Annotated in this window: 17 protein-coding genes; 9 read left to right on the top strand and 8 right to left on the bottom strand. The window is 72.8% G+C overall.

From position 1 onward, the window contains the following. Window positions 1-28: 28 nt before the first annotated feature. From EER30_RS24045 to EER30_RS24065, 5 genes are all read left to right on the top strand, one after another. Window positions 29-2,611: a putative bifunctional diguanylate cyclase/phosphodiesterase gene (locus EER30_RS24045; RefSeq protein WP_127502787.1), complete on the top strand. Its 2,583-nt coding sequence runs from the start codon at window positions 29-31 to the stop codon at window positions 2,609-2,611. A gap of 20 nt (window positions 2,612-2,631) precedes the next feature. Further along, window positions 2,632-3,066, top strand: coding sequence for an EAL domain-containing protein (locus EER30_RS24050; RefSeq protein WP_240670268.1), 435 nt, complete (start codon window positions 2,632-2,634; stop codon window positions 3,064-3,066). A 32-nt stretch (window positions 3,067-3,098) separates the two neighbouring features. Then, the gene (locus EER30_RS24055) at window positions 3,099-5,783 is read left to right on the top strand and encodes an ATP-binding protein (protein ID WP_127502789.1); all 2,685 of its coding nucleotides are present in this window, start codon (window positions 3,099-3,101) and stop codon (window positions 5,781-5,783) included. An 80-nt stretch (window positions 5,784-5,863) separates the two neighbouring features. After that, window positions 5,864-7,321, top strand: a complete 1,458-nt coding sequence (locus tag EER30_RS24060; RefSeq protein WP_127502790.1) for a peptide MFS transporter — start codon at window positions 5,864-5,866, stop codon at window positions 7,319-7,321. Then, complete coding sequence (locus tag EER30_RS24065; RefSeq protein WP_127502791.1) at window positions 7,311-10,064, top strand: LuxR C-terminal-related transcriptional regulator; 2,754 nt, start codon at window positions 7,311-7,313, stop codon at window positions 10,062-10,064. Before EER30_RS24060 ends, EER30_RS24065 begins: the two co-directional genes overlap by 11 nt. Here the strand turns inward: EER30_RS24065 and EER30_RS24070 are convergent. Continuing rightward, the gene (locus tag EER30_RS24070; RefSeq protein WP_127502792.1) at window positions 10,061-12,649 is read right to left on the bottom strand and encodes a helix-turn-helix transcriptional regulator; all 2,589 of its coding nucleotides are present in this window, start codon (window positions 12,647-12,649) and stop codon (window positions 10,061-10,063) included. The genes EER30_RS24065 and EER30_RS24070 overlap by 4 nt on opposite strands. A 129-nt stretch (window positions 12,650-12,778) precedes the next feature. On the opposite strand from EER30_RS24070, the gene EER30_RS24075 reads away from it, so the two are divergent. From EER30_RS24075 to EER30_RS24090, 4 genes are all read left to right on the top strand, one after another. Continuing rightward, the gene (locus tag EER30_RS24075; protein ID WP_127502793.1) at window positions 12,779-13,444 is read left to right on the top strand and encodes a Type 1 glutamine amidotransferase-like domain-containing protein; all 666 of its coding nucleotides are present in this window, start codon (window positions 12,779-12,781) and stop codon (window positions 13,442-13,444) included. 107 nt (window positions 13,445-13,551) lie between these two features. After that, entirely contained in the window at window positions 13,552-15,009 is a 1,458-nt protein-coding gene (locus EER30_RS24080; protein WP_205650392.1) for an Nramp family divalent metal transporter, read from the top strand. A 178-nt stretch (window positions 15,010-15,187) separates the two neighbouring features. Further along, window positions 15,188-15,472 carry a peptidoglycan-binding domain-containing protein gene (locus tag EER30_RS24085; RefSeq protein WP_127502795.1) on the top strand — a complete coding sequence of 95 codons (285 nt, stop codon included), beginning with the start codon at window positions 15,188-15,190 and terminating at the stop codon, window positions 15,470-15,472. Window positions 15,473-15,528: 56 nt separating this feature from the next. Next, complete coding sequence (locus EER30_RS24090; RefSeq protein ID WP_127502796.1) at window positions 15,529-15,930, top strand: DoxX family protein; 402 nt, start codon at window positions 15,529-15,531, stop codon at window positions 15,928-15,930. On the opposite strand, the gene EER30_RS24095 is transcribed toward EER30_RS24090, so the two are convergent. From EER30_RS24095 to EER30_RS24125, 7 genes are all read right to left on the bottom strand, one after another. Next, window positions 15,850-16,452 carry a DUF6193 family natural product biosynthesis protein gene (locus EER30_RS24095; RefSeq protein WP_127502797.1) on the bottom strand — a complete coding sequence of 201 codons (603 nt, stop codon included), beginning with the start codon at window positions 16,450-16,452 and terminating at the stop codon, window positions 15,850-15,852. The genes EER30_RS24090 and EER30_RS24095 overlap by 81 nt on opposite strands. 242 nt (window positions 16,453-16,694) lie before the next feature. Further along, complete coding sequence (locus EER30_RS24100; RefSeq protein WP_127502798.1) at window positions 16,695-17,216, bottom strand: DUF3592 domain-containing protein; 522 nt, start codon at window positions 17,214-17,216, stop codon at window positions 16,695-16,697. 22 nt (window positions 17,217-17,238) lie between these two features. Continuing rightward, a complete protein-coding gene (locus EER30_RS24105; RefSeq protein WP_127502799.1) occupies window positions 17,239-18,081 on the bottom strand; it encodes an alpha/beta fold hydrolase in 843 nt (280 codons plus the stop codon). An 81-nt stretch (window positions 18,082-18,162) separates the two neighbouring features. Next, window positions 18,163-18,558, bottom strand: a complete 396-nt coding sequence (locus tag EER30_RS24110; protein ID WP_127502800.1) for a TIGR03618 family F420-dependent PPOX class oxidoreductase — start codon at window positions 18,556-18,558, stop codon at window positions 18,163-18,165. 9 nt (window positions 18,559-18,567) lie between these two features. After that, on the bottom strand, window positions 18,568-19,392 hold the full coding sequence (locus EER30_RS24115; protein WP_127502801.1) for an oxidoreductase: 825 nt from the start codon (window positions 19,390-19,392) through the stop codon (window positions 18,568-18,570). A 37-nt stretch (window positions 19,393-19,429) separates the two neighbouring features. Continuing rightward, a complete protein-coding gene (gene ligD, locus EER30_RS24120; RefSeq protein WP_240670269.1) occupies window positions 19,430-20,614 on the bottom strand; it encodes a non-homologous end-joining DNA ligase in 1,185 nt (394 codons plus the stop codon). Window positions 20,615-20,874: 260 nt separating this feature from the next. Continuing rightward, window positions 20,875-21,897, bottom strand: a complete 1,023-nt coding sequence (locus EER30_RS24125) for a zinc-dependent alcohol dehydrogenase family protein (RefSeq protein WP_127502802.1) — start codon at window positions 21,895-21,897, stop codon at window positions 20,875-20,877. Between the last annotated feature and the right edge of the window lie 73 nt (window positions 21,898-21,970).

A 21,970-nucleotide genomic window follows, 5' to 3' on the forward strand; every position in this document is an offset into this window, starting at 1 on the left:
CAATCGTTGGACAGTAATCACCGCATCGATGAAAATCGCTATCCTCGTCGCCGTGCCCGCGGCCCTCGCCGTGGTCGCGCTGGTCGTGCTGCCTCCGGAAGCGGTGGCCGGTCTGCTCACGGCGTGCTCCGGCGCGATCGCCGTGCTGATGGTGCGGGCCCGCCCGGCCGGTCCTCGCCTTCGCGCCCTGGCCCTGGCCGGCGGGGCCGGGCTCGCCGCGCTGGCCGGAGCGGCCAGCGGCCTCACGGTCCTGTTCGCGCCCGAGGTGCTGGTCGGCGGCGTCCCCCTGCCCGCCGAGATCCCGCTGGTCACCCTGTTCCTGGTCGCCGCGCTCTACCTGCCCGCGCTGCTGCGCCCGCAGCAACTGCGGGGCGCGACGGCCCGGCTGCGGGTCGGGCTCGACACCCTCGGCGTCACCGCGTGCCTGATGTTCGTGGCCTGGGTCCCGCTGTTCACCGGGGCGGGTGAGCGGCGCGGCGCGTCGATCACCGCGCTGATCTTCGGTTCCGGCGCGGTGGCCGCGTGCGCGGTCAGCGGCGTGCACGCCCTGCGCCACCGGGCCGCGCTGCAGTGGTGCGGCCCGGCCGCCGCGTTGTCGCTGGTCTCGCTGGCGGTCCTGGTGATCGCGATGGACTTCCCCGGGCAGCCGAACGCGGCGATCGCCGGGCTCGCCGCCGGTCTGGCGAGCAACGTCGCGGCGGCCGGCCTCTGGTACGGGTCGGTGAAGATCTCGCCCGACGCCGGTGAGGTGCCGCCGCCGGGCAGCGAGACCTCGGCCAGCTTCCCGCTGCTGGGCCTGGCCATCCTGGTCTCCGCGCTGGTCACCGTCTACCACCTGATCAACGGCGGGCACCTCGACCCGATCGCGATCATGTTGGGCGCCGTCGCGATCACGGCCGTGGCGACCCGCGAGTGGGTGTCGGCGACCGTGCTGCGCCGCCAGGCCGGCCACCTCACCGACCAGGGCAATCGTCTGCGCAGCCTGATGTTCGGCTCGGCCGACGTGGCGATGATCCTCGACGCGAACCTGGCCGTGCGCTGGCAGTCGCCCGCCGCGGCCCGCCAGTTCGGGCTCTCCGACCAGGAGGTGCTCGGCCGTACGGTCTCGATGCTCGTGCACGCCGACCAGGTCGACGCCGTCGAGGCCTACCTGAACGCGCGCATGGCCTCGCGGGGCGCGGCCGAGGCCCTGGCCGTGCGGCTGCGCGACGGCTTCGGCCGGTGGCGCGAGACGGAGTGGACGACCAACGGCGCCGACCCGGCCGACCCGGCGAACACGCTGGTCGTGCACGTCCGCGACGTCACCCGCCGCCACGACCTCGAGCAGGCGCTGAGCCAGAGCACCCACCTCGACCGGCAGACCGGCCTGGCCAACCACGAGGGCCTGCTGCGGGCGGCCGAGCTGACCCCGGACGCGGGCGCGATGGTCGTCGTCGAGCTGGGCGGGCTCACCGCGATCGCCGACGTGCACGGACGCGACCTGGCCGAGGCGGTGCTGGTGGAGGCGGCCCGGCGGCTGCGCAGCCTGGTGGCGGCGGCCGACGTCGCGGCCCGCCTCGGCGAGACCCGGCTGGCCGTGCTGACCCACTGCGGGGCGGTCCGCGCCCACCTGCTGGCCAGCCAGCTCGTCAACGCGCTGGCCGCGCCCTACACGGCGGCCGGCGCGGTCGCGCACCTGACCGCGTGGGCCGGCCTGGCCGACCTGACCGAGGTCGACGGCAACGACGAGGCCGTACGCCGGGCCACGCTGGCGCTGCGGTCGGTGCGCTCGGGTCCGCCGGGCACGGTCGAGTGGTACGACACCGAGATGGAGACCCGTCTGCTGCGCCGCTCGACCCTGGAGCAGGACCTGCCCGGCGCGATCACCCGGGGCGAGCTCGACCTGAGCTACCAGCCGGTCGTCGACCTGGCCGATCGCCGCCCGGTCGGGGTCGAGGCCCTGGTGTCCTGGCGGCATCCCACGCTCGGCGCGGTGCCGGCCGCCGAGCTGCTGCCGCTGGCCGAAGACCTGGGGCTGCTCACCGGGCTCGGTCACTGGGCGCTGCACCGCTCGTGCCACCTGCTGGTCGGCTGGCGGCGGATGCACGGCGACCTGTGGCTGGCCGTCAACGTGCGCCCGCGCGAGCTGGCCGACCCGGCCTTCCAGGCGAGCCTGCACACGGCACTGGTCGATCACGGCCTGCCGCCCTCGGCCCTGGTCGTCGAGATAGCCGAGCAACACCTTCTGGGCGTACGGGAGGACGCGCCGGACGTCATCGCCCAGCTCGGCCGGCTGCGGGCGGAAGGGCTGCTGACCTCGGTCGACGACTTCGGCACCGGCCCGACGTCGCTGAGCCGGCTGCGCAACCTGCCGGTCGACCTGCTGAAGATCGACCGGGAGATGTTCGGGCTCCCGGCCGAGACCCTGGTGCTGGACGTGGCGGTGACCCTGGGCCGTCGCCTGGGCATGGAGGTGGTCGCCTCCGGCGTGCAGGAGCCGGCCGACCTCGAGGCCGCGCGCTCGGCCGGGTGCCGTCTCGGGCAGGGCGACCTGCTGGGCCGCCCGATGCCCGCCGAACGCCTCGAAGCTCTCCTGGAACACCACCCGGTGACAGGCACCTCAGCGTCCTGAGCACCGGCGGGTCCGGTTCGGTGGCCGACGCCCTGCGCGACAGCGGGCTGCCCGCGCGGTGCCTGACGATCGAGGTCACCGAATCGGCCGCGGTCGGCGGCGGGGCCACCCAGGACACGCTGCGTGAACTGCGGGCCCTGGGCGTACGCCTGTCCCTGGACGACTTCGGGACCGGGGCGTCGACGCTGAGCCTGCTGGTGAACTGCCCGGTGGACGAGATCAAGCTTGACCGTACGTTCACCCCGGCGCCCGGCCCCGACGCGATCGCGGGCGCGGTGCTGCAACTGGCCCGCGCGATGGGCATCAAGGCGGTCGCCGAAGGGGTGGAGACGCCCGAGCAGGCCGCGAAGCTGTCGAGCCTGGGCTACGAGCACGCGCAGGGCTTCCATTTCGCCCGCCCGATGCCGGCCGCCGAGCTGGAGAAAGCCCTGCACATGGTGACCGTCGCTCCCTAGGCGACAAGGGCTCCGGCCGCGATGATGTGGGGATGCCCGAGCAGCTGATCGTGGGACGCGAGCGGGAGTGCGCGCTGCTCGCCGCCCTGGTCGACGGGGCCGGCGCGCAGGGTTCGGCGCTCGTGGTGACGGGCATGGCCGGCATCGGCAAGTCGACCCTGCTCGCTCAGACCTGCGAGGTCGCCGCCGCCCGGAACATGCCGGTGCTGGCCACGGCCGGCGTCGCGGCGGAGGCCGACCTGCCGTTCGCGGGCCTGCACCGGCTGCTGCGGCCGGTCCTGGCCCGCACCGGGGTGCTCCCGCCGCCGCAGCGCCGGGCGATCGAGACCGCGTTCGGCCTGGTCGACGGGCCCGCGCCGGAGCTGTTCCTGATCGCCCTGGGCGTGCTGGGGTTGCTGGGCGAGGAGGCCTCCCGGTCCCCGCTGCTGCTCGCCGTCGAGGACGCGCACTGGCTCGACCGCCCCACCGCCGACGTGCTCGCGTTCGTCGGCCGGCGCCTCGAGGCGGACCCGATGGTCATGATCGCCGCACTGCGCGAGGGCTATGACAGCCCGCTGCTGCAGGCCGACCTGCCCGCCCTGCCGCTCGGGCCGCTCACCGACGAGGCCTCGGAACAGTTGCTCGCGCGCGCCGGCGGCGCGCTGCCGGCCCGCACACGCCGGCGGGTGCTGGCCGCGGCGGAGGGGAACCCGCTGGCCCTGGCCGAGCTCGGCGCGGCCCCGCTGTCGCCGGGACTGTCGCTGACCCGGCGGCTCGAGGACGCCTTCGCGGCCCGCGCGGCCGAGCTGCCCGGCCCGACCCGCACGCTGGTCACCGTGGCCGCGACCGCGTCGGACGAGGCACCGGCCACGATCCTCGAGGCCGCCGCGACCGTCGACGGGGCGGCGCGCTCGATGGACGACCTCGTCCCGGCCATCCGGGCGGGCCTGGTGCACCTCGACAACCACCGGCTGCGGTTCCGGCACCCGCTCGTGCGGTCGGCGATCTATCAGGCCGCCACCGAGGCCGAAAGGCAGGCCGCGCACACCGCGCTCGCCGGCCACGCCATCGACCCCGACCGCCGGGCCTGGCATCGATGGGCGGCCGCCGCCGGCCCCGACCCGGCCGTCGCCGACGAGGTCGAGCAGGCGGGCCGGCGGGCGCTGCGACGCGGAGCGATCACCACGGCCGCGGTCGCGTTCGAGCGGGCCGCCGGGCTGCTGACCGACCCCGGCCGGCGCGCGTCGCTGCTGCTGGACGCGGCCGCCGCGGTGAGCGAGCTCGGCGACGGCGCGACGGTCAACCGGCTGCTGCGCGAGGCCGCCCCGCTCGATCTCGGCCCGCACGCGCGGGCGCAGTGGCTGCTGCTCGAAGACGCGTTCCGGGCCGGGCCGGCCGGCGATCCCGCCCGCGTTCTCGAACTCGTGGGCTCGGCCTCGCGGGTCGCCGCCCTGGGCCACCGCGACCTCGGGCTCGACCTGCTGGTCGCCGCGGCCGCCCGCTGCCACTGGGGGGATCTGCGGGCCGAGGCCCGCGACGTGATGCGGGCCGCCGACCGCATCACGGCCGACCCCGACGACCAGCGCATGCTGTTCATCCAGGCGTTCGCGGCGACGATCGAGCGGGGCGCGGCCGTGCTGCACGCCCTCGACCACACGACCGTGCCCGAGGACCCCTCGGCCCTCTACCTGCGGGGCATGGCCGTCTGCCTGTCCGGGGCCTACGACCGGGCGGTCCCGCTGCTCGAGGCGTCCGCGCGGCGGCTGCGCGGCCAGGGCCGGCTGCGGCTGCTCGCCCAGGTGCTCACGATGCAGGCCTGGGCGGCCCTGGAGATCGGCGACTTCGACGTGGCGGTGCCGGCGGCCGAGGAGTCACGCCGCCTGGCGGTCGAGACCCAGGGACCGCTCTGGCAGATCGGCGCGCAGGTCGCGCAGTCGGCGATCGCGGCGATCCGCGGCGACGAGGCGGCGGTCCGCACGCTCACCGCCGACGCCGCCCGTTTCGCGCTGCCGGTCGGCGCGGCCCAGCTGCTCAGCCTGGTCGAATACGCCCGCGGCCAGCTCGAGCTCGGCCGGGGGCGCCACGCCGAGGCGTACGAGCATCTGCGCCGCATCCGCGAGCCGGGCAACCCGGCCCAGCACCACCTGGTCGGCGCCCACACCATCGGGGATTTCGCCGAGGCCGCCGTGCGCAGCGGGCACCACGACGAGGCGGTGACCCACCTGCGCGAGACCGAACCGCTCGCGGCACAGGCCAGGTCGCCCTGGCTCGACGTGCAGATGCTGCTGGCCCGGGTGCACGTGGCCGGGGACGACGACGAGCATGTCTTCGGCGACGCGCTGAGCCAGGACCTGTCGACCTGGCCGCTGATCCGGGCCCGCATCGAGCTGGCCCACGGCGAGTGGCTGCGGCGGCACCGGCGGCAGGTCGAGTCGCGGCCCGCGTTGCGCGCCGCCCGCGACGCGTTCGACGCCATGTGCGCGACCCCGTGGGCCGAACGCGCCCGCCGCGAGCTGCGGGCCGCCGGGGAGGGCAGCCGGCAGCGCACCCCGGACACGCTCGAGGTGCTGACACCGCAGGAGTTCCAGATCGCCCAGATGGTCGCCCAGGGTCTGACCAACGGGGCGATCGCGCAGCGCCTCTACCTGTCCCGCCGCACGATCGAATCGCACCTCTACCGCGTCTTCCCCAAGCTCGGCGTGAGCTCGCGGGCGGAACTGGTGCGCGCGATGCAGTGATGTCACTCAAGAAGGCGTACGCCACGCGGGGCCACGATCGGGCGGGGTGAAAAGACGCCGGAGTTCCTGGGGGGACGAACATGAGCGCCACCGACGAACACTTACGGCCGCCGGAGTCCCCGGCCGACCGGCGGTTCCTGGGGCAGCCGCGCCCGCTGGCCACGCTGGTCAGCCTCGAGGTCTGGGAGCGGTTCTCGTTCTACGGCATGCTCGGCATCCTGCTGCTCTACCTCTACTACCCGGCCGGCCGGGGCGGGCTGGGCTTCGACGAGGCCACGGCGGCCGGCGTCGTCGGGGCGTACGGGGGCTCGGTCTATCTCTGCACCGTCGCCGGGGCCTGGCTCGCCGACCGCGTGTTCGGGGCGGAACGGGTGCTCTTCGGCAGTGCCGTCGTCGTGATGGGCGGGCATCTCGCCCTCGCGCTGCTGCCCGGCGTGACCGGCGTGGCGGCCGGGCTGAGCCTGGTGGCGCTGGGGGCGGGCGGGGTCAAGGCCACCGCGTCGGCGCTCGTCGGCTCGCTGTACGCCGCGGACGACGGCCGCCGGGACGCCGGGTTCTCCCTGTTCTACCTGGGCATCAACCTCGGCGGGCTGACCGGCGCCCTGCTGACCGGCCTGCTGCAGAAGGAGAGCGGCTTCCGCTGGGGATTCGGCCTGGCCGCGGCCGGGATGGCGATCGGCCTGATCGGGTACGCCCGAGGGCGTCGACGGTTCACCGGGGCGGCCCGTGCGGTGACCGGCTCGCTGACCGCCCTGCTGCTCGGCGCCGCCACCGTCGCGCTGATCATTGTGGTCCTGGCCCGCACCGGCGTGATCGCGGCGGGCCGGCTGTCGGCGATCGTGGTGACGCTGAGCATCCTGGCCGCGGTCACCTACTTCGCGGTCATCCTGTCGAGCCCGCGGGTCGGCCGGGCCGAGCGGCGCCGGGTGCTGGCGTTCCTGCCCCTGTTCGTGGCCAGCGCCGCGTTCTGCGCCCTCTACCAGCAGCAGTTCACCGTCGTGACGATCTATTCCGACCGGCGGCTCGACCGCACCGTGTTCGGCTGGGAGATGCCGGTGTCGTGGGTACTGGTCCTCAACCCGATCTTCGTCGTGCTGCTGGCCGGCCTGTTCGCCGCGCTGTGGACCCGGCTCGGGCCGCGGCAGCCGTCGACCCCGGTGAAGTTCGCGCTCGGCACCATCACCATGGGCGTCGCGTTCCTGCTGTTCCTGCCGTTCGCCGGCGTCGGGCCGGGCGGCGTCCCGCTGCTCGCCGTGGCCGGGATCATGCTCGTCTTCACCGTCGCCGAGCTGCTGATCCAGCCGGTCGGCCTGGCCGCCTCGACCCGGCTCGCCCCGGCCGCGTTCCGCAGCCAGATGGTGGCGCTGTTCTTCCTGTCCGTCGCGCTGGGCACGGCGACCTCGGGCCTGCTGGCCCGCTACTACAGCGAACGTCACGAGGTCGCGTACTTCGGTTCGCTGGGTCTGCTCGCCGTCGCCCTCGGCGGCCTGTTGTGGGCGGCGAGCCCGTGGATCCGAAGGTTGAGCGATGTCCGTTGAGACCGGCGTGGCCGTACGGGGTCTGCTCCCCGGGCGTGACCCCGACGTGGCCGTGGTGCATGCCTTCGTGGACCGGGCGCTCGTCTCGGGCGGCGGCCTGCTCGTCACCGGCGGGCCCGGGTACGGCAAGTCGGCGCTGCTCGACGCGGCCGCCCGCTACGGGTCGGCCCAGGGCGCCCGGATCGTACGGGCGGCGGGCAGTGAGTCGCTCGGCACGGCCGACTACGCCGCGCTCGACCAGCTCCTCGAGCCGCTGCACGCCCACCTTCCGCAGCTGCCCGAGCAGGCGCGGGAGACTCTGCTGATCACCCGGGGCGTGGCGGCCGGGCCGATCCCGGGCCGGCTGGCGATCTCGGCCTCGGTGCTGGCCCTGCTGCGCCTGGCCGGCGCGAACCGGCCCCTGCTCGTGCTGGTCGAGAACGCCCACAAGCTCGACCGGGCGACCGCGCTGGTGCTCGCCTTCGTCGCCCGGCGGCTGATCGGCGAGGGCGTCGGTCTGCTCGTCGAGGTGCGTACGCAGGCCGGGACGCCCGGCATTCTCGAACGCTGCCGGCTGCCCCGGCACCGGGTCGGGCCGCTGGACGACGACGCCGCCGACCGGTTGCTGCTGGCCCGCTATCCCGCGACGGCCACCCGGGTGCGCGACCGGCTGGTCGCCGAGGCCGCGGGCAACCCCCTGGTGCTGCTCGACCAGGCGGCCGCGCTCGGTGCACGCCGTCGCGCGGGCCACGAACCGCTGCCCGCCCTGCTGCCGCTCAGCGACCGCCTCGACATGCCCCTGCGACGCATGCTCACCTCCTTCCCGCCGGCCACCCGTGCGGTGCTGCTGCTCGCCGCGCTGGGCGAGTCGGGCGACCTCGGTCTGCTGCAACGGGCCGCGCCCGGCGAGGACACGCTCGACGCGGTCACCCCCGCCCAGCGCGCGAACGTCGTGACGGTCGACAAGCCCAGCCGTCGCATCGTCTTCACGCACCCGGTGTTCCGCACCGCGGTGATCCGCTTCGCCACCGGCCTCGAGCGCCGCCGGGCCCAGCAGGCGCTCGCCGCCACCCTCGCCGACGACCCGGTGCGGCAGGCGTGGCACCTCGCCGACGCGGCGGAGGGTCCGGACGGCGACCTCGCCGAGCGGCTGCGCCAGGTCGCCGACGCGGCCGTGCGCGAAGGAGCGGCGGTCACGGCGGGCGCCGCGCTGATCCGCTCGGCCGAGCTCAGCCCCGACCCGCGGGCGCGCGTCCGGCGGCTGCTCGAGGCGGCGTTCATCCAGGCCGACGCGACCGGCGACCTCAGCGACGCCGTACGGCTGCTCGACCGGGCCCGCGCGTCCGGCGCCGAACTGGCCGACTCACTGCCGATCGAGGTCGTGGTGTCGTACGTGGTGGTCAACGGCGAGATGCCGACCGACGCGGCCCGCGCGCTGCTGGTCGCCGCGATCGACGCCTACCCGGGCCACGCGGACGCCGGCGACGACCTGCTGACCGACGCGCTGCACCTGCTGATGCTGAACTGCTGGACCGCGGCGACGCCGGAGGCCTGGGCCGAGTTCGAGCGGGTGGTCCGCCGTCTGCGGCCCGCGATGCCGCCGCTGCTGGAGATCTGCGCGCGGTCCTTCGGCGACGCCGGCCGGCTCACCCCGCGGCTGCTGCACGAGATCACCGTCGCGGCCGAGGCGCTGGGCGAGGAGTACAACCCCGTCGTCATCACCCGCACCGCGCTGGCCTGTGTCTACACCGACCAGTTGTCGTCGTGCCTGGAGCCGCTGGCACGGGTGATCCGCTACGGCCGCCGCACCGGGGCGATGGGTCAGGCGTTGCAGGCCGCCGTCTCGACCTGCACGTATCTCTGGCAGTCCGGGCAGTGGACCGAGCTGATGACGACCGCGGCCGGCAGCGTCGCGCAGGCCGAGCAGTACGGGTATCACCGCTATCAGGTGCTCCTCGGCGGATATCACCCCGCCCTGGTCGCGGCGGCTCGCGGGGACGAGGCGACCGTGCGGGTGCTGCTCGACGAGATGACCGCGTGGGCCGGTCGACGGGTCGCGGGCAACGTCGTGCAGTTCGCCCACCACGTCCGCGCCGTGCTCGCGATCGGGCGCGGCGACTTCGAGCGGGCTTTCCAGGAGGCGTCCGCCGTCAGCCCGGCCGGGACCCTGCGGCCGTACACCCCGAACGCCCTGTGGCTGCTGCTGGAACTGGTCGAGGGGGCGGTCCGGTCGGGACGGCACGACGCCGCCCAGGCGCACGTCGAGGCGATGGCCGGGGCCCGGCTCGCCCGGATCTCGCCCCGGCTCGCGATGGTGACGGCGGGCTGCCGGGCCATGGTGACCGGCGACGACGCGGACTTCGAGGAGGCGCTGGCCGTGCCCGACGCGCAGCGGTGGCCCTTCGACCTGGCCCGGGTCGAGCTCGCGTACGGCGAGCATCTGCGCCGCCGGCACGACCCGGCCGGTTCGCGGCTGCATCTGATCGCCGCGCTGGAGATCTTCCAGCGGCTCGGCGCGCAGCCGTGGGCGGACCGGGCCGGGCGGGAGTTGCGGACCGCCGGGCGCGGTTCCGGGTTCTCCACCGGCGGGCTTTCCGCGCAGGAGCGCCGCATCGCCGAGCTGGCCGCGGCCGGGCTCAGCAACAAGGAGATCGGCCGGCGGCTGCACCTGTCGCACCGCACCGTCGGCGCTCATCTCTACCGGGTCTTTCCCAAGCTGGGCGTCACTTCCAGGGCGGGGCTGCGCGATGCCCTGAGCCGCTAATCGAGCACATCGCGCAGCGCGCTCCGCGAGGTGATGCCGAGTTTGTGGAAGACGTGGCGCAGGTGGGACGCGACCGTGCTGCGCGACAGCTGCAGGCGGTCGGCGATCATCGGGGTGGTCAGGCCGGCCGCGGCCAGCTCGGCCACCGCCCGCTCCTGCGAGGTCAGCGACCCCGGATCGGGTGTGCTCGTCCGGCGGCCGGACGCCGAGGTCAGTTCGCGGGTCGCGCGTTCGGTCCACGGTGTCGCGCCCAGCCGGCCGAATTCGGCCACCGCCAAGCCGAGCTGTGTCTTCGCCTGCGCGGTCCTGCGGGTGCGGCGCAGGCGCTCGCCGAGGAGCAGGCGCAGGCGCGCGGCCTCGAACCGGTAGCGGTCCGCACCGGGCAGGGCCAGCGCGCGGGCGAACAAGGCCGGCGCCGTGGCGTCGTCGGCGACCATCGCGGCCGTGCCCGCGGTCATCAGCCGGAGCCGGTCGGAGACCCGGTCGAGCCGGGCGGCGTCGAGCGCGCGCACGTACGCGACGGCGTCCGCGGCCCGGTCGGTGCGCAGCGCGGACTCGACGAGATCGAAGCCGGCCCACAGCGGGAAGGCAGCCCGGGACAGTATCGCCGTGCCCTGCTGGTAGGCGTTCTCGAAGTCGCCCCGGGCCATCGCCGCGGACGCCCGCACCTGATGGCACCACTGCACGAGACCATCCAGCCCGCGTGGGGCGGCCCAGGTCGCGATCTCCCGGGTGGCTTCGAGCACCTCGCCGCCGCGGGCCGCCTCGACGAGCAGGGGCGCCATCGCGGCGAGCCGGGCCAGATGACCGAGATCGTGGGCCTCGGCGGTGCGTACGGCCTCGTCGCCGAACGCGGCGGCCTGGTCCCAGTCGCCCAGCGCGTAGGCGTCGGCCGCCACCGTGAACAGGGCGATGACCGCGGTGCGCACGGCGCCACCGGCGCGGCCGTCCTCGATGACCCGCCACAGCGCGGGACGACACTCGGGGCCACGATCGAGCACCAGGGCCGAGGTGATGATCCGGTCGATGCGTACGGGATCGGTCTCGGTCTCGATCCCCTCGATCAGCTCGATCAGCAGGTCCAGATCGGTCTTGGTGACGTGGGCCGGCCCTCGCTGGGCGTGCGCGTGCAGCGTCAGCAGCGGCGGCGGTGCGGGCCGCAACCGGGCCAGCGCGGCGTCGAGCGGTTCCCACAGCTCGTCCCGGCGCCCGTCGCTGCACACATCGACCAATTCGGACAGCGCCTCGATCAGGTCGGGGTTCGTCGCGTCGTACTCGGCCGGCTCGACGGCGGCGCACAGCGTGCGGTGGGCGGTGTCGAGGTCGCCGCCGCCGTTGATCAGTAGCTGGGCCGCGGCGGTCGCGGCGGGCAGCGACCCGGGCCGGGCGCGGGCGGCCTCCAGCAACTCGCGGGCCGTGGCGAGGTCGCCGCGCACGCTCGCCGCCAGGTAGGCCGCCTCGGCGAGCCGCCGTCCGCGCTCGGTGCTCGCGAGGCTCAACTCGGCGGCGCGCCGCAGCGTGTCGACTGCGGCGGCGATGTGTCCGGCGTGCAACGACTCGCGCGCCTTGCGTTCCAGCAGTGCGGCGACCTCGTCGTCGGGGCGGAACGACGCCTCGGCCAGGTGCCAGGCGCTGCGGCGGGGATCGTCCTGGAAGATGCGGGCCAGGGTGCGGTGGGCCCGCGCCTGCTCCTCGGCGGCCGCGTCGGCGATCACCGCCGCGCGCAGCAGCGAGGTCCGGAACCGCAGCGTCGTGCCGCCTACGACGATGCCCAGGTGGCGGGCCTGCCCGAGTCGCGCGCCGGCGTCCGGCAGGTCGATGTCCTCGCCGTCGTTGAGCGCCGCCAGCAGCAGGTCGTCGCGGGCGGCGACCGGCACGGCGGCCAGTTCCGCGGCGTAGCTGTCCCGCACCCGATCGGGCAGCACGTCGGCGCCGTCCCACTGCGCGTCACGAAGCTCGGTCAGCAGGAACGGGTTCCCGCGGGCGACCGACAGGATCCGTTCGCGCCACCGGCTGACCGGCCCGGTCGTACGGTCGACGAGCGCGGCCGCCGCCTCGGCGTCGAGCGGGCCGACGTGCAGGAGGGCGGACGCTCCCGCCATCGTGGTCTCGCACCGGGACGCGCCCAGGACCCCGAGTCGCCGACCGGCGGCCAGCTCACGCAGCACGGCCAGGCTGGCCGGGTCGGCCCATTGCAGATCGTCGACCAGCACCAGGGTGGCCGGGCCGAACACGGCCAGGATCGCCGCCGGGACGTCCGCGTCGCCGGGCGTGCCGGTGAGCACGCCGGACAGCGCCGCCCCGTGCTCGTCGTCGCGGCTCGTGATGCGGTCGGCGGCGGGCCACAGCAGTTCGTGCAGGGTGGCGTGGCGCAGGTCGGTCTCGAGGGCGGAGCCGTGGGCGCGCAGGACCGGCAACCCGCGCGCCGCGGCACCCCACGCGGCGGCGTCGAGCAAGGCGGTCTTGCCGATGCCCGGTTCGCCGTACAGGCACAGGGCGGCCCCGGTGTCGCACACCTCGTCCACGAACGAGTTCAGCCGGGCGAGCTCGTCGTCCCGGCCGACCAGCGGGTCCGGTTGCCCCATAAACGCCGACGCTACCGGCCCGCGCGTCCGGCGAGACCCTCCGGCCCGCTTTCCTGCCCTTGTGGCGCGGGACACTCATCGGCTAGGTTGCGAAGACCACTTGCAGTTTGCAACCGGTTTGGAGCCATCGTGAAGCTTCTACTCACCGATTCCGGCGTCAAGAACGCGAGCATCCACGCGGCCCTGCTCGACCTGCTGGGCAAGCCGATCGCCGAGTCCAGCGCCCTGCTGATCCCGACCGCCGGATATGGGCATCCCTTCGTCACCCCCGACCGGGCGTGGGAGTTCATCAGCGGACGAGGGACCACCCCCATGGTCGATCTGGGATGGAAGTCCTTGGGCGTGCTCGAGCTGACGGCCCTGCCCAGCATCGACCGCGACCGCTGGGTCTCGTGGGTCCGCGACGCCGACGTCCTGCTGGTCAACGGCGGCGACGCCCTCTACCTGGCCCATTGGATGCGCGAGTCGGGGCTGCTCGACCTGCTGCCGTCGCTGCCCGGCCTGGTCTACGTCGGACTCAGCGCCGGCAGCATGGTCATGACCCCGCGCGTCGGCGACGACTTCGTCGGCTGGAAGCCGCCCGCCGGGGGCGACAGCGCGCTGGGCCTGGTCGACTTCTCGATGTTCCCGCACGTCGGACACCCGATGTGCCCCGAGAACACGATGGCCGCGGCCGAGAAATGGGCCACCGGCCTGACCAACCCGGCCTACGCGACCGACGAGCACACCGCCTTCAAGGTCATCGACGGCGAGGTCGAGGTGATCTCGGAGGGCACCTGGAAACTCCTCAATTAGTTTCAGCTCCTCCGGCCTCGGGGCATACCCCTGGATCACGGCTCCCTGTGACCCTTGACACACCGTAGGGACCGCGACAAATGTGGAAATCCCGACGAGGAGTTGCCGTGGCGACCACCGACGACGCAGGCAGAACCGACCGGACGACGACGCGAACCGGGGTGGCCGCCGCCTTCCCCACGAAATACCTCCCCGGCCCCGAGATCCGCGAGATGCCCGCCGAGCCGCGCCGTTACGGGCGGCTGATCGGGCCGGGCATCATCGCCGCCGGGGTCGGCCTGGCCTCCGGCGAGTTCGTCCTGTTCCCGTACATCGCCTCTCAGGTCGGTCTGGTCTTCGTGTGGGCCGCGCTGGTCGGCCTGATCACGCAGTACTTCCTCAACATGGAGATCGAGCGCTACACCCTCGCGACCGGTGAGACGGCGCTGACCGGGTTCAGCCGATACTGGCGGCACTGGGGGCTGTTCTTCGCGATCCTCACGTACTTCGCGAACCTGTGGCCGGGCTGGGCCACCAGTTCGGCGACCCTGACGACGTACATCTTCGGCGGCAACCGCACCGTGATCGCCGTCTGCATGCTCGTGGTCATCGGATTGATCCTCACGCTCGCGCCGGTCGTCTACGTGGCCCTCGAGAAGGCGCAGATGCTCAAGGTCGCGGCGGTGCTGACGTTCTTCGTGATCGCGGCGATCTTCGCGGTAGGCGCGTCGGCGTGGGGTGACCTGCCGAAGGTGGTGACGCAGCCGGGGCTCCCGATCGACGAGCTGGGCTTCGCACTGCTGCTGGGCGCGCTCGCGTTCGCCGGGGCCGGCGGCGGGCAGAACCTGGTGCAGTCCAACTGGATCCGCGACAAGGGCTACGGCATGGGCAAATACGTGCCGCGGCTGATGAGCCCGGTGACCGGTCAGCCCGAGGCGGCCCCGAGCACCGGGTACGCCTTCGAGCCGACCGACGAGAACCTGAAGCGCTGGCGCGGCTGGTGGAAGTTCGCCAACATCGAGCAGCTCACGACCTTCGTACTGATCACCTTCATCACGATCCTGTTCACCTCCCTGCTGGCCTACTCCACGGTCTTCGGGCGCGACGGCCTCGAGAACAGCATCGGCTTCCTGCAGATCGAGGGCGAGGTGCTGGCCGACCGGGTCGGGTCGTGGTTCCAGTACCTGTTCTGGATCATCGGCGCGTTCTCGCTCTTCGCGGCCTCGCTCGGCATCGTCGACTACACCAGCCGCCTGGCCGCCGACGTCATCAAGACCTCGTACGCTCGCAACGCCAACGAGAGCAAGGTCTACGCCGGACTGGTGTGGGGCCTGGTCGCGATCGGCATCGGCGTGCTGCTGGCCGGCTTCAGCCAGCCCATCCTGCTGCTGGTGATCTCGGCCGTGGTGGGCGGCTTCATGATGTTCATCTACTCCGCCCTGCTTATCCTGATCAACCGCCGCATCCTGCCCGAGCCGATCCGCGTACGGGGTTTCCGGCTCGCAGCCCTGGTCTGGTCCTTCCTGCTCTTCGGCCTGCTGTCGATCCTCACGTTCCAGGACCGCATCGGCGACCTGTTCGACTGAGCCGGCCCGCGCCAGCCGCCGCCCCCGTCGCCTGTCGGCATCGCGACGGTGGCGGCGGGTTGATTGACACCCGCGCGGGCTGGGGTGACGCTCACCGCGTATTGGCCGGTTCCATGCGGCTCTCTCGCTCTGCGCGCCTTCGTGGCGGCGCGGACGACGATCGTACGGAGGAACGCTCATGAACAGTCAGGTGACGGTCAGCCTTCCTACGCTGCGGAAGGGCGATGAGTCGGGTGAGGTTCGGCGGCTTCAGCAGATGCTGAATGTGTTCATCGGTCACGCGGAGGAAGGCTCGGTCGCGGAGCCGCTCGACGAGGACGGCATCTTCGGGCGCAGGACGGAGCAGGGCGTCAAGACCTTCCAGGGACTCGAGGTCGGCACGCTGACTGTCGACGGCGTCGTGGGGCCGAAGACGTGGACGAAGCTGCTGACGATGTGGCTGTCCGGGAGCGAGCCGGGCTGACCGCCGCCCGCCGTGTCCCGTACGTTGGGTGGTCGGGGCCGGGGAGAAGAGGCGGCATGCGGCGTTTGGGGCAGATCTTGCTGGGCGCGTTCCTGCTGTTCACCGGCGTCGCCCATCTGACCTTCGCCCGCGTGGACTTCCGGGCGCAGGTGCCGTCGTGGCTGCCGATCGACGCGAACGTCGTGGTGATCGCGTCCGGCGTGGTCGAGCTGTGTCTCGCGGTGGCCCTGCTAGCCACGTGGAGGCAGCCGGCACGGGGCATCGTGGGCGCGGTCGTGGCGGCGTTCTTCGTCGCGGTCCTGCCCGGCAACATCGCCCAGCTCACCGAACACCGCGACGGCTTCGGCCTCGACACCGACACCGCCCGGGCGATCCGCTTACTCTTCCAGCCCCTGCTCGTCGTGTGGGCCCTCGTCGTGACGAACGCCGTCGCTGCTCTGCGTCGCAGGCGCGCCTAGGTCCATCGCCGCCAGCACCAACGCGACGCTCTCCTGGGCCGGGGCCGGGCCGGCCGTTTCGAGGTGACGGCGATCCGCGCCCGCTATCCGGTAGCGGCCCTCGCCGACCGGGCGTACCCAGGCCAGCACCGGGCTCTGTCCGAACGGGACCGACCGGCGGAAGCCGAGATCGTAGTGGCTGGTGAAGACGTACAGCTCACGCAACCGCGGTTCGGTCGACGCGGCTATGAGGAAGTCGCGCAGACCGTGCAGGTGCCGTGCCCGCGGCGGCGGGTCGAGCAGCCGCACCCATTGAAAGGCGATCGCTTCGGCCTCGCCGCGTTCGAACGCCTCGGCGTACGGGCTGAAGCTCACGAACGGCCACGCTTCCTGGAGTTGCCGAAGCCGGGCGCCCTTCAGGAAGACGGAGATGGCCGCCGCGGCCTCGTGGAGGTCGGCGGTGAGACCGCGGGCCATTTGAAAGCCCGGCGTCCAGAAGTCGAGACCGAACGCACGGTCGCCGGACGTCAGCCAGACAATCACCGACCGGTCATCGACACGAACTACCGCGTGCGTGAGCACCCAGCCCGGTGATTCCACATGCTCCGCACGCAGCGACAAACCGGCAGAGTCGAATGCGTTCTGCATGGCGCTCCGGAGGTCACCCACGGCAGCGACGTCCGCATAGCGCGAATAGTCGAGCGCGCTGTCTCCCAGCGTGCGACGTCGGCTGGTCACAGCGGGCCTGCGGGCGGCAAGTCAGGCACGCTCGGGATCGTACAAGTTCAGCCGGCTGCCCTCTCCCTGCGTTCCTGACGGAAAAGGACGACGAAGAGGAAGGCGCTGAGGCTGCCGAAGGCGGTCAGGATCGACGTGCCGATGAGCAGGCCCCAGTTGTCGAGGAAGCGGGCGGAGTTCTGGGTGGCGCCGAAGACGGTGACGAGTTCGGTGGGGTTCGACGGGTTGATCGTGATCGGGAGGGTGCGGCTGTGCTGCGGGTCGCAGCGGTAGACGTCGTCGCACTCCACCTTCGCGCTGTACGCCGTGCCGCCGTACCCGTAATGCAGCCAGACGGTCGAGGAAAGCCGCCGCCCACGGTCGTACCGCGACAGGTTCGCCTCGACCGGGACACCCACCCGCTCCAGACGTTCCACAGTGGCCGTCGAGTCGGCCTTGATCACGAGGATGCCGACGATCGACCCGATGCCGACGGTCAGCAGGATCAGGGCGATCGCCGCGAACCCGAAGGATCCACGCCAGATCGTGGGCGGCGGCCCGAAACGGGTCGGGGCGTCATGTCGCGGCATGCGTCCATGATGACGCCGGAGATCAAGCCAGGAAGTCGTTGACCTCCTTGGCGGCCTCGGCCGCGTACTGGAAGAGCGAGGCGTGGGCCGCGTCGGGGAAGATGCGCAGGCGGGCGCCGGGGATCAGGCCGGCCATCGTGTGGCTGCCCTTGGTCGGGATCATCAGGTCGTCGTCGCCCTGCAGGATCAGGGTCGGCCGGCGGATTCCGGTGAGGCGCTGCAGCGCGCCGTGGTCGGGGATCCCCCACTCGACGATCGCGTCGTACTGGGCGTCGCGCACCTCGACGGTCGTCGGCGCGTCGCGGTTCTCGGTGCGGGCGAAGATGCGGCCGAGGAACTCCTTGCCGAGCGCCTGGCTCGTCTCGGTGTGGGCGAAGAAGATGTAGAGCAGGTCGGCGGCGTCGTTCACGTTCGCGCACGCATGCGATTCGATGTCGGCGCGCCATCCGTGCATGTCCGGCGCTCCCTTCGGGCCGGTCCCGGCCAGCACCAGACGGCGTACGAGACGGGGTCGCACCAACGCGATCTCCTGCGCGACGAAACCGCCGAGCGAGAACCCGAGCAGGTCGATCTCGTCGAGGCCGAGCGCGTCGGTGAACGCGAGGATCTGCGCGGTGGTCAGCGAGACCGAGTGGGCGGGCGAGCCGCTCGACGAGCCGACACCGGCGTAGTCGACGAGGATGACCTCACGCTCCGCGGCGAGCGCGTCGGTCAGGGCCGGGTCCCAGTTGTCGAGGTTGCCGCGGAAGTGCTGCAGGAGCACCAGCGGTACGCCGCTCGGGGCGCCGAACCGCCGGTAGGCGTACCAGATGCCGTTGGCCTCGACGAACTCGGTGGGCGCGGTGTGGTGCGTAACGTCAGTCATGACCGCCAGTGAAGCCGCGCCGCGGTCCCTGGTGCGACGCCCTCCGAAAAGCGATGCTCAGAGGTGCAACGCCGCTCGCCCCTACGAACGCAGGGCACCCCACACGTGGTACTGCTCGATCACCAGGTGGGTGCTGACGCGGGGGCGCTCGCGGTTCGAGTAGGCGTGGCCGGTGTAGAGCTGCGACAGGCGGTCGATGTCGCGCAGGTCGACGTCCTCGGTGATCGGCTCGACGCGGCCCTGCAGGCTGACGTGGGTGTACCAGTCGTCCTTGGCCAGCACGGTGAGCGAGACGCGCGGGTCGTTGGCCAGGTGCTTGAGGCGGGCGCGCTTCGCGTCGAGGCCCAGCAGAACCCGGCCGTCGTCCTCGAGCAGATACCAGGTCGCCACGGTCACGGGCCGACCGTCGGCGGCGACGGTGGCCATGACCGCGGGGTTGGGGAGTCGCAGCATCTCGGCGACCTTCGGGGCAAGCATCCGCCGATCCTAGAGGTCCGTCCCGGTGCTCAGCTCTCGCCAGGTGTCGATCTCGGCCCGCTGCGCGTCGAGAACGGCCGTGAACGAACCGACCGCGTCGGTGCCGAGCAGCAACAGGGCCGGCGGCGCGTCCGAGCCGATAGCGGTGATCAGCGCCTGGGCGGCCTTCGCCGGGTCGCCGGGCTGGGTACCGTCGACGGTGTCGTTCTCCTTGCGCCGCTTACCCGCCGTGTTCGCATAGTCGTCGATGGCTGCCGCCGACTGGGTCAGCGACCGCCCCGCGAAGTCGGTGCGGAACGCGCCCGGCTCGACCGCCATGACCCTGATGCCGAGCGGCTCGACCTCCTTGCGCAGCGACCCGGTCATGCCTTCGAGGGCCGCTTTCGAGGCCGCGTAATACCCCGACCCCGGCGGGCTGATCCGCGCCCCGATCGACGAGATGTTCACGATCGCGCCGCTGCGCCGCCGCCGCATGCCCGGCAGCACCGCCTTGATCAGCGCGACCGGCCCGAAGAAGTTCGTCGCGAACAGCCGCTCCACATCCGCCACATCGCCTTCCTCAACCGCGGCGCGATAGCCGTACCCCGCGTTGTTGACCAGCACATCCACACCCCCGAACCGCTCCTCGGCCGCTCGCACGACCGCTGCGATCGCCGAGTCGTCGGTGACATCGAGCCCCAGGGCCAAAACCGTTTCCCCGTACGTCTTCGTCAGGTCCTCGACACTGCCGGGGTTCCGCGCCGTCACGACGGCGTTGTCGCCCGCGGCCAGCACCGCCTCGGCCAGCGCGCGTCCCAGTCCGGTCGAGCTACCAGTGATCAGCCAAGTCGTCATACCCCGACGCTACGACCGTCACCGCCTCGCCGCTGCCTCAGGCGGCCGGGCCGACCTGGCGGAGCATGCGCAGGTCGACGCCGCGCTGGCTGAGCATCTTCTCGACCTCGTCGAGGGCCAGGCCCTCCACGACGTTGTCGCCGTGCAAGATGCGGAAGGACTCAACGCCGGCGCGGCTGACCACCTCGACGCGCCACTCGCCGTCGGGGGTGACCATCGCGCCGCGCACCTCGGGGGCCGGGGACGGGAAGACGCCCCGCCGCACCGAGGACGGGGATCGGTCGGTGCGCAGGCCGCGCCACGAGGGGTGACGCAGGCGGCCGTCGGGGGTCCAGTTCCGGAACGCGACCTCGCCGATCAGCACCGGTTCGACCCAGTGGGCGTGGCGGGCGTATTCGCGGGGCACGTCGGTGACCGGCGGGGTGGCACGGACCAGCGAGGACAGCTCGGTCTGCAGGTGGCGTAGCGCGCTGTCGGAGAAGCCGGTGCCCACGTGCCCGGCGAACACCAGGTGGTCCCGGTGGTCGTAGACGGCCAGCAGCAGCGAGCCGATCGTGCCGGCGCGGCGGCCCTCGCCGGGCTTCCACCCGATGACCAGCACCTCCTGCGTCTTGATCAGCGGCACCTTGGTCCAGTCGGCCGAGCGTTTGCCGGGGCGGTAGGGCGAGGTCAGGCGCTTGGCGACCACACCCTCGAGGCCGGCGATCTCGGCGGCTTGCAGGACCGTACGACCGTCGACGCCGCTGAACTGCGGGGGCACCCGTACGTGGTCACCACGCAGTTCCAGGCCGGTGAGAAGTTCGCGCCGGGTGGCGTACGGCTGCGGGGTGAGATCTTCGCCGTCGAGGGCCAGCAGGTCGAAGACGTAGTAGAGCACGGGGACGGTGCTGATGAGCGCGGCGCTGGGCGAGGCGACGTGCATGCGCTGCTGCAATCGGGCGAAGGAGGGGCGCTCGGCCTCCAGGGCGACGATCTCGCCGTCGAGCACGGCGTCGCGGCCTTTGAGCAGACGCACCAGCTCGTTCACCTCGGGATAGGCGGTGGTGACGTCGTTGAGGTTGCGCGAGTAGGCCCGGACCTGGCCGTCGTGCACCGTGGTGACGGCGCGGACGCCGTCGTACTTGAACTCGAACGCCCACCCGGGCCCGGCCGGGAGCACGCCCGCGGCGGCGAGCATGGGCGCGGTGACAGGCGGCGGAACCGGCGGCACTCCTACAGTCACGCTGATCGGAGGGCCGCCGGCAACCGGTACTCGCAAAGATCACCTAACTACAGCGCTGTAGTTCACGGGCGGCGGAGCCATGACCCGACAGCAGCGCATTCCCTGCCGCCCCGGCCACCCACCACCCTTGCGAGTCGAGTGACTCACCTCGCTGCTGCCCGATCTGGATCGGCGGCGAGTCGAGTGACTCAGCTCAACGGGCGAGGCTGATCGTGACAGCGTTGTCCGCAGCGGCGGGACCGGGGCGCTCGAAACCCCGGCTACGGGCGCAGAAGCGTCTTGATCGCGCGGCGCTCGTCCATCGCGCGGTAGCCCTCGGCGGCCTGGTCGAGGGGCAGTTCCAGGTCGAAGACGCGGCCGGGGTTGATCGTGCGGTCGGCGATCAGGTCTATCAGGTGGGGCAGGAACCGGCGAACGGGAGCGGGGCCGCCGTGCACGTGGGCCAGTGACCAGAACAGGTCGGCGCCGTCCAGGCTCACGTCGTGCGACACGCCGACGAAGCCCATGTGGCCTCCCGCGCGGGTCATCGCCAGCGCCGACGACATCGACTCCTGCGTGCCGACCGCCTCGACCACCGAGTGAGCGCCCAGCCCACCGGTCAGGTCTTTGACGACGGCCACGGCCTCGTCGCCGCGCTCGGTGACGATGTCGGTCGCGCCGAACTCCAGGGCCAGCTTCTGCCGCGGGTCGTGGCGGCTCATCGCGATGATGCGCTCGGCCCCGAGCTGCTTGGCGGCCAGCACGGCGAGCAGGCCGACCGCGCCGTCGCCCACGACCGCCACCGTCTTGCCCGGCCCGGCCTCGGCCGCGACCACCCCGAACCAGCCGGTGCCCAGCACGTCGGACGCGGCCAGGTAGCTGGGCACCAGGTCGGCGGGCGGCAGGGACGGCGTGGCCACGAGCGTCCCGTCGGCCAGCGGCACGCGCAGGAACTCGGCCTGCGACCCGAGCGCGCCCATCGGCACCCGGTGCACGCAGCCCGACTGGTAGCCGGCCACGCAGATCTCGCACGTATTGTCGGAGGCCCAGAACGAGCCGACCACGAACTGCCCGGCCCTGATCGTGGTGACCTCGCTGCCGACCTCTTCGACGACTCCGACGTATTCATGGCCCATCACACTCGGGCCGTTGACCGGCTGCAAGCCCCGGTAGGGCCAGAGGTCGGACCCGCAGACACAGGCGGCCGACACCCGGATGATCGCGTCGGTGGGCTGCTCGATCGTCGGGTCGGGGCGCTGCTCGACCCGCACGTCGCCGGGGGCGTGCATGACGACACCACGCATTTTTCTGTCTCCTCGCTGACGACTGCTGTCCACCCCCAGAGAACCCGATCGGCCGCGGTTGAAACAAGGCCCG

Origin of the sequence: Actinoplanes solisilvae, from assembly GCF_003999975.1 — a bacterium.
In the GTDB taxonomy this organism is placed as follows: Bacteria; Actinomycetota; Actinomycetes; order Mycobacteriales; family Micromonosporaceae; genus Actinoplanes; species Actinoplanes solisilvae.

Excerpts from the sequence above, each read along its gene's own strand:
- EER30_RS24065 (WP_127502791.1), top strand. The coding sequence starts at position 7,311 with ATGTCCGTTGAGACCGGCGTGGCCGTACGGGGTCTGCTCCCCGGGCGT.
- EER30_RS24090 (WP_127502796.1), top strand. The coding sequence starts at position 15,529 with ATGCGGCGTTTGGGGCAGATCTTGCTGGGCGCGTTCCTGCTGTTCACC.
- EER30_RS24055 (WP_127502789.1), top strand. The coding sequence starts at position 3,099 with ATGCCCGAGCAGCTGATCGTGGGACGCGAGCGGGAGTGCGCGCTGCTC.
- EER30_RS24070 (WP_127502792.1), bottom strand. The coding sequence starts at position 12,649 with ATGGGGCAACCGGACCCGCTGGTCGGCCGGGACGACGAGCTCGCCCGG.
- EER30_RS24110 (WP_127502800.1), bottom strand. The coding sequence starts at position 18,558 with ATGCTTGCCCCGAAGGTCGCCGAGATGCTGCGACTCCCCAACCCCGCG.
- EER30_RS24100 (WP_127502798.1), bottom strand. The coding sequence starts at position 17,216 with ATGCCGCGACATGACGCCCCGACCCGTTTCGGGCCGCCGCCCACGATC.
- EER30_RS24085 (WP_127502795.1), top strand. The coding sequence starts at position 15,188 with ATGAACAGTCAGGTGACGGTCAGCCTTCCTACGCTGCGGAAGGGCGAT.
- EER30_RS24060 (WP_127502790.1), top strand. The coding sequence starts at position 5,864 with ATGAGCGCCACCGACGAACACTTACGGCCGCCGGAGTCCCCGGCCGAC.
- EER30_RS24115 (WP_127502801.1), bottom strand. The coding sequence starts at position 19,392 with ATGACGACTTGGCTGATCACTGGTAGCTCGACCGGACTGGGACGCGCG.
- EER30_RS24105 (WP_127502799.1), bottom strand. The coding sequence starts at position 18,081 with ATGACTGACGTTACGCACCACACCGCGCCCACCGAGTTCGTCGAGGCC.
- EER30_RS24045 (WP_127502787.1), top strand. The coding sequence starts at position 29 with ATGAAAATCGCTATCCTCGTCGCCGTGCCCGCGGCCCTCGCCGTGGTC.
- EER30_RS24125 (WP_127502802.1), bottom strand. The coding sequence starts at position 21,897 with ATGCGTGGTGTCGTCATGCACGCCCCCGGCGACGTGCGGGTCGAGCAG.